At 69.0% G+C, this 6,921-nt stretch carries 5 protein-coding genes; 3 read left to right on the top strand and 2 right to left on the bottom strand.

The window, feature by feature from the left end; genetic code table 11:
- Positions 1–1,979 (bottom strand): CocE/NonD family hydrolase (locus tag EQG76_RS22425; protein WP_159716540.1); only part of this gene is annotated, 1,979 nt, incomplete at its 3' end.
- A 66-nt stretch (positions 1,980–2,045) separates the two neighbouring features.
- Complete coding sequence (locus EQG76_RS22420; protein WP_159716539.1) at positions 2,046–3,584, bottom strand: trimethylamine methyltransferase family protein; 1,539 nt, start codon at positions 3,582–3,584, stop codon at positions 2,046–2,048.
- A gap of 139 nt (positions 3,585–3,723) precedes the next feature.
- Between EQG76_RS22420 and tatA the strand changes: the two genes are divergently transcribed.
- The 3 genes from tatA to EQG76_RS22405 form a co-directional block, all read left to right on the top strand.
- A complete protein-coding gene (gene tatA / locus EQG76_RS22415; RefSeq protein WP_159716538.1) occupies positions 3,724–3,954 on the top strand; it encodes a twin-arginine translocase TatA/TatE family subunit in 231 nt (76 codons plus the stop codon).
- 116 nt (positions 3,955–4,070) lie between these two features.
- Positions 4,071–5,099: an ABC transporter substrate-binding protein gene (locus EQG76_RS22410; RefSeq protein WP_159716537.1), complete on the top strand. Its 1,029-nt coding sequence runs from the start codon at positions 4,071–4,073 to the stop codon at positions 5,097–5,099.
- 7 nt (positions 5,100–5,106) lie between these two features.
- A partial coding sequence (locus EQG76_RS22405) for an ABC transporter permease (RefSeq protein WP_159716536.1) occupies positions 5,107–6,921 on the top strand: 1,815 nt, incomplete at its 3' end.

Genomic DNA, 6,921 nt, shown 5'->3' with positions numbered 1-6,921 from the left:
TCCTTCGCGAACACCAGCCGGTTGCCCTCATAGGCCTCGACCCGGGCGGTCAGGTGGAAATGGGTCCGGTCGGCGTGCATGCTGGCAAAGCTCTCGGTGCGCACCGACCAGTCGCCGCGCCGGGAGGTCTCCGTCCAGTGCGTGCGCATCTTGGCGGAGAGCGGGTCGTCGGGGTGGATCTCGTACCATTCCCGGCCGACGCTGCCGGTGACCAGCTCGTGCGCCACAATCTCGAACTCGCCAAAATCGTCGACGATCTCCAGGTGCTGGATGCCGGTTCCAGCGTCAATCGTGGTCACGCGGCGGTTGGTGGCCGGGCGATGGACGATCTCTTCCAGCGGTGCCGCCGCCTCCGGCTCGGCGAAGGATGGTGCCGGGTCATGGGCGCGCGGCGGCCGGACCGGCAGGAGCAGGCGGCACTCTTCGAGCGCCAGCGTGACGGTGGCGTTCTCTGGCGAGGGCCAGATCAGCGGCCAGTAGGCGGTCGAGACCGCAAGGCGCAACCGATGCCCGGCCGGAAAGCGATAGCCGACCTCGTCCAGCTCGATCCGGGCCCGATAGCTCTGCCCGGGCACGAGCGGCTCCGGATGCTCGTGGCTCGTGTGGTGGCAGAGGTTGAGCACGCCATAGGTCACCCGCGCCGAGGCGCCGTTCGGGGCGACGTCGCACAGGCGCACGGCGAGGTTGGCCTGCGGCCGGTCCGCCTGGAAGGTGATTTCCAGCACCGGCCCGCCCAGGATCGTGAGGTCGGCCGCCAGGACCTGGCCGTCGAACAGGAGCGAGCCGCCATCGTCGATGCGCTGGTCGCCGGGCAGTTCCGGGCCCAGCCAGATCGGGCAATACTCGCCGGCGGCCTGGCCCACGGTCTGGGGCGAACAGATCGACACCGCCTCCGTCGGCCCCGGCGCGTCGGTCAGCCGGCCGCGGCCCAGATGCAGGGGCACCGTCTTGATGCCTGGGGAGGGCCAGTCCGCCTCCGCCACCCAGCGCCCCGGGCGATGCTCGTACTGGGTTGCAGGCGGCACGCTGTCCATCAGATAGGCCCGCAGCGCCGGTGCCCGGTCGGCACCGTTGTCCAGGTCCTTCAGGTAGCGGTCGTAGAAGCGCACCGCCTCCTGCAGGAAGCCGATCCGCGGGCCCGGTACGGCGAAATGCGGGTATTTGTGCACCCACGGCCCGATGATCGCCTGCCTGGGTGAATTCAGGTCGGTGAGCATGCGCGGCACCGGGTCGTGGTAGCTGTCCGCCCAGGCGCCCACGAGCATGACCGCCGCCCGGATCCGGCCGTAGTCCTCGCAGATCGAGCCGTGCTTCCAGAACGCGTCGCGGGTCAGGTGCTCCATCCAGATCGAGGCCAGATGCGGCTCCCGCTCCAGCCGCTCCAGCCACTGCGCGCGCCACTTATCGCCGACGATGAGCGGGTCCGCAGGCCTTGAGCTGTAGGCCAGCATGGTCGAGGACCAGCCGAGCTGCTCGCAGAGCAGGCAGCCGCCCTTGTAGTGGATGTCGTCGGCGTAGCGGTCGTCGGTGGAGCAGAGCGAGATCACCGCATCCAGCCCCTCCGGCTGGCGCCAGGCTACCTGCAGCCCGTTGAACCCGCCCCAGGAAATCCCGATCATTCCGACCCGGCCGGTGCACCAGGGCTGGCTGCGGATCCAGGCGATCACCTCCAGCGCATCGTCCTGCTCCTGGGGCAGGTATTCGCCTTCCATGATGCCGTCGCTGTCGCCATTGCCGCGCATGTCGACGCGCAGGCAGGCATAGCCGTGCCCGGCCAGATAGGGATGGGTGAGGGCATCGCGATGCACCGTCCCGTCGCGCTTGCGGTAGGGCAGGTATTCCAGGATCGCCGGCACCAGTGCTGCCGCCGCGTCCCTCGGCAGCCAGACCCGTGCCGCCAGCCTCGTGCCATCAGACAGCGGAATGAAGATGTTCTCCCACTCCTCCACCTCGCGGGCAAACGCGTCCACCCGGCGCATGGCGTCCTCCTGGCTGCGGGTCCGTGCCGGGCGTTCTAGCGGGTTTGCCCTAGGGCCGGCAGGGCTTCAGGCCGGGCGCAGCACGCCCCTGGCGATCTCGGCCTTGCGGCGCTGGACGAATTCGCCCAACGCCTCCGCGATGCCCTGGTCCAGGGGCGGCGGCTCGAATCCGGCCAGGCGCTCCTGCCAGATCCGGGTGGCGCGTGCAGCGGCATCCGGGGCACCGGCGGCGCTCCACTGCTGGAAGTTGCGCCAGTCGGACAGGATCGGCAGGTAGAAGGCGCGCTGGTAGCGGGCCATGGTGGTTTCCGTGCCGAAGAAATGGCCGCCGGCCGGGGTCTCCAGGATGGCGGCCAGTGCCGCCTCGACATCCTCCTCCTCCACGCCCGCGGCGATCTCGGCCACACCCTGGACCAGCTCGCAGTCCAGCACGATCTTCTCGAACGAGGCGACCAGCCCGCCCTCCATCCAGCCGACCGCGTGGTAGACCATGTTGGCCCCGCCCATGACCGCGGCAAACAGGGAGAACAGGGATTCGTAGGCCGCCTGGGCATCGAGCGCCACCGAGGCCGAGGCGTTGGAGGCGCGGTAGGGCAGCCTGACATGGCGGGCGAGCTGGCCGGCGATCAGCGTCGCCTTGACGTTCTCCGGCGTGCCGAACGCCGGGGCGCCGCTCTTCAGGTCGACATTGGAGGTGAAGGCGCCATAGGCCATGGGGGCACCCTTGCGGGTCAGCTGCACCAAAGTGAGCCCGGCCAGCGCCTCGGCATGCTGCTGGATCAGCGCCGCGGTCAGGCTGACCGGCGCCATCGCACCCATCAGGGTGAAGGGGGTCACCACCACCGGGTGGGCCAGCTCGGCCATCGCCATCAGCCCGTCGCACATCGGCCCGTCGAAGCGCCTGGGACTGTTGGCGTTGATCACCGTGCTGCAGCCGGGCGCCGCCATCGCCTCGTCCAGGCTGAGCCCGCGGGCGATCGCCGCCATCGCCACCGAGTCCCTTGCCCGTTCCGCGCCGATGGCACTGCAGCCCCAGGGCTTGTCGCCCTCCTGAATGTTGGCGAGGCAGGCGTCCAGATGACGGCTTTCGGCCGGCAGCTCGGTGGGTGGTACCGGCTGGTTGCCCAGATAGTTGACGATCAGGAAGCTCTGGGCGAGCCGCACCAGCAGCCGGTAGTCGGCGAGGTTGCCCGGCCGGCGCCCGTGGATCCGGTCCTCCACGGTGGGCGGACCGGAGACCAGCCCGAACGCCACCGCGTTCTCGCCGATCACCAGGTCGCGGATCGGGTTGCGCCCGTGCAGGCGGTAGCTGGAGGGTGCCGCCGCCAGCGCGTCCATGACCAACTCGCGCGGGATGCGCACGACGGCGCTGGCCTCGTCGACCGTGGCGCGTGCCGCGTGCCACCGGCTGCGCGCGGCCGGGCTCAAAAACTCGATCCCGGCATCCTCGAGCAGCCGCAGCGCCGCCTCGTGCACGGCCGCGACCCTCTCGGCACTCCAGGGCTCGATCGGCGGCAGGATGCGGCGGAGCTGGCCCGCCGTCCCGGCGGCCACATGCCCCTGGCGCGGCTCCCTGGTGCGTCCCCGGCGTCCCATCCGCTCCATCGCCCCGCTCCTCCGCAAGGATGCCGAACCACATTGACGCGACCCTAGCGCGGCAGTGGCGGTGGCGAACAGGATCAGTCTTGGCTCCGTCTTCGGTCCGGCCATATAGGGGGGCAGCCATAGAGCGGGAGAGTGGGCCTTGAGCCTGGGTATCTGGGAAATGCTGGCGCTGCTGGTGGTCGTCGTGCTGATCTTCGGCGCCGGCAAGCTGCCCAAGGTGGCGGGTGACGTCGCCCAGGGGATCAAGGCGTTCAAGCGCAACATGAAGGACGAGGACGAGCCGGTGGCCCCGGCCCATCCGCCTGCCAAGGACCCGGCGCTGCTCACCGCCGAGAAGGTCGCCGCCGATCGGGACCGGCCGCAGGTCTGACCCTTCAGGGCGGTGCGCTCCAACTTGACGGGAGCGGCTTGTCACGAAACTGTCATGTTCAGCACTGGAACGTGACGGGCCGGCCGGCAGAACCGGGCCCGCGGGAGGCTCGGGAAATGCATAGCGCTTTGTTGACTGCCAGTTGTGCCGCAGCACTGATCGGCGCCTGGGCGTTGCCGGCCGGGGCTGCCGGCAGGCTCACCCTCTACTGCGTCGTCGACGAGGCCTGGTGCCAGCTCATGACGACGGAGTTCGAGAAGGAGACCGGGATCTCGGTGGCGATGACCCGCAAGAGCTCCGGCGAGACCTATGCGCAGGTTAAGAGCGAGGCGGACAATCCCAAGGGCGACGTGTGGTGGGGCGGCACCGGCGATCCGCACCTCCAGGCCGCCGAGGAGGGGCTGACCGAGGTCTACGAATCCCCGGCCAATGCCGACCTCCATGACTGGGCGCTCGCCCAGTATCAGGCCTCGGGCGGTCGGACCGTCGGCATCTATGCCGGTGCCCTGGGCTTTGGCTACAACACTGAGCTGCTCGCCCAGAAGGGCCTGGAAGCTCCCAAGTGCTGGGCCGACCTGATCAAGCCCGAGTTCAAGGGCGAGATCCAGATGGCCAACCCGAACAGCTCGGGCACGGCCTATACGGCGCTCGCCACCTTCGTGCAGCTGATGGGCGAGGAGGAGGGCTTCGATTATCTCAAGGCCCTGCACGCCAACATCAACCAGTACACCAAGTCCGGCTCCGCGCCGATCAAGGCGGCAGCGCAGGGCGAGACCATGGTCGGCATCGTGTTCCAGCACGACGCGGTGACCATGAAGGCTACGGGCGCGCCGATCGAGGTGGTCAGCCCCTGCGAGGGCACCGGCTACGAGATCGGCTCGATGAGCATCATCGCCGGTGCCCGCAACATCGAGGAAGCGGAGCAGTTCTACGACTTCGCGCTCCGACCGGACGTGCAGGAGAAGGCCCGCCAGGCTAGGTCCTACCAGGTGCCGTCCAACAAGAACGCCGAGCCGCCCCCGGAGAGCCCGAAGCTGTCCGACATCAAGCTGATCGACTACGACTTCGCCAAGTATGGCAGCTCGGAGGAACGCAGCCGGCTGCTCAAGCGCTGGGACGACGAAGTGTCGGCACTGCCGCGCTGACGATTCAATGCAGCCGCACCACGACCGAACCCTCGTCGCCTGGCTTCTGGTCGGCTGGTGCGGCTTCCTGCTGCTACCCTGGTACGCCCAGGACGACGGCTTCTTCGCGTTCGCCTGGCTGAACGCCGGGCTGTTCACCGATCGCGACTATGCATCCGGCCTGGCCCAGGGCCTGTGGCTCGGCCGGGTCTGGCTCCTGCCGCTGCTCGTCCCGCTGCTCCTGCCGCTGCTGCCGCGGCGCCACGAGATGGACCCGGCGCGCCGCGCCAACCTGCTGGTGCTGGCAGGCCTGCTCGGGATCGCCTGGCTGGCGATCCAGGGTCTCGCGGTCAACCATCGCGGCCCCGCGGACTGGCTGGCCCCGTTCGTGCCGGACCGTTCCCGCCAGTACGGGATGGGAGCAGGGGCGGTGCTGGTGGCGCTGGCCTTCCTGTTCACCCTGACCAACGGGCTGGCGACGCGCGGTCTGGTCAAGGGCGACCGGTTCGTCGTCGGCTCGATCGGTCTCGTGGTTGCCGTGGTCGGCCTGTTCGTGTTCGTGCCGGTCGGCATGATCCTGGCGCGCGCCTTCGTGCCGGACCAGTTCGCCGGCCAGTTCTTCGACGCCCGGATCTGGGGGCTGGCCTGCACCTATTCGACCGTGCGCTGCGGGGTCGCCTGGAACTCGCTGCTGCTGGCGGTCCTGACCGGCCTGTCCACGACGCTGCTGGGCCTGGCCTTCGCCCTGATCGCGACCCGTACGCCGTTCCCGTTCAAGCGTTCGCTCCGGGTGCTGACGGTGCTGCCCATCATCACCCCGCCCTTCGTGATTGGCCTGGCGATCATCCTGCTGTTCGGCCGCAACGGCACGGTGACCCAGTTCGTGGCCACCATGTTCGGCATCGAGCCCGGGCGCTGGATCTATGGCCTGCCCGGCGTCTGGTTCGCCCAGACGCTGGCCTTCACCCCCATCGCCTTCCTGGTGCTGATCGGCGTGGTTGAGGGGGTGAGCCCGTCCATGGAGGAGGCTGCGCAGACCCTGCGCGCCGATGGCTGGACCACGTTCAAGACGGTGTCGCTGCCGCTGATGCGCCCGGGCCTGGCCAATGCCTTCCTGCTAGGGTTCATCGAGAGCCTGGCCGATTTCGGCAATCCGCTGGTCTTGAGCGGCGACTTCGACGTGCTCGCCACTGAAATCTTCTTCGCCATGGTGGGCGCTCAGCACGAGCCGTCGCGCGCCGCAATGATGGCGCTGATCCTGCTGGCTTTCACGCTCGTGGCCTTCTGGGCGCAGCAGCGCTGGCTGGGCCGGCGCAACTACACGACCGTCACCGGCAAGGGCGATTCCGGCGTCCCGCTCCAGCTGGTCCCGGGCCTGCGCTACACCCTCTACGCGGTGACGATCCCGTGGGCAGTGCTCACCATGGCGCTCTACGCGCTGATCCTGCTGGGCGGGCTGGTCGAGTTCTGGGGGCGCGACTACACGCCGACCCTGCGCCACATGATCGCCGCCTTCGGCGTGACGACAGGCGAGCACGGCATCGTCTGGTCCGGTACCGCCTGGAACAGCTTTTCCACCACCATTGCCATCGCCCTGATCGCGGCGGTGCCGACTGCCGCCATCGGCCTGCTCACCGCCTGGCTTCTGGTGCGCCAGGAGTTCGGCTTCAAGCGGGCCTTCGAGTTCGGCACCATGCTGAGCTTCGCGATCCCGGGCACGGTGATCGGCATCGCCTACATCCTGGCGTTCAACGTGCCGCCCATCGAGATCACCGGCACCGGCATCATCCTGGTGATCTCCTTCATATTCCGGAACATGCCGGTAGGCGTGCGCGCCGGCATC

It is taken from the genome of Geminicoccus flavidas, from assembly GCF_009806515.1.
Taxonomy (GTDB): Bacteria; Pseudomonadota; Alphaproteobacteria; order Geminicoccales; family Geminicoccaceae; genus Geminicoccus; species Geminicoccus flavidus.
This window is presented reverse-complemented; position numbering and strand designations above follow the sequence as displayed.

Coding starts and splice junctions, on each gene's coding strand:
- EQG76_RS22410 (WP_159716537.1), top strand. CDS start 4,071: ATGCATAGCGCTTTGTTGACTGCCAGTTGTGCCGCAGCACTGATCGGC.
- EQG76_RS22420 (WP_159716539.1), bottom strand. CDS start 3,584: ATGGAGCGGATGGGACGCCGGGGACGCACCAGGGAGCCGCGCCAGGGG.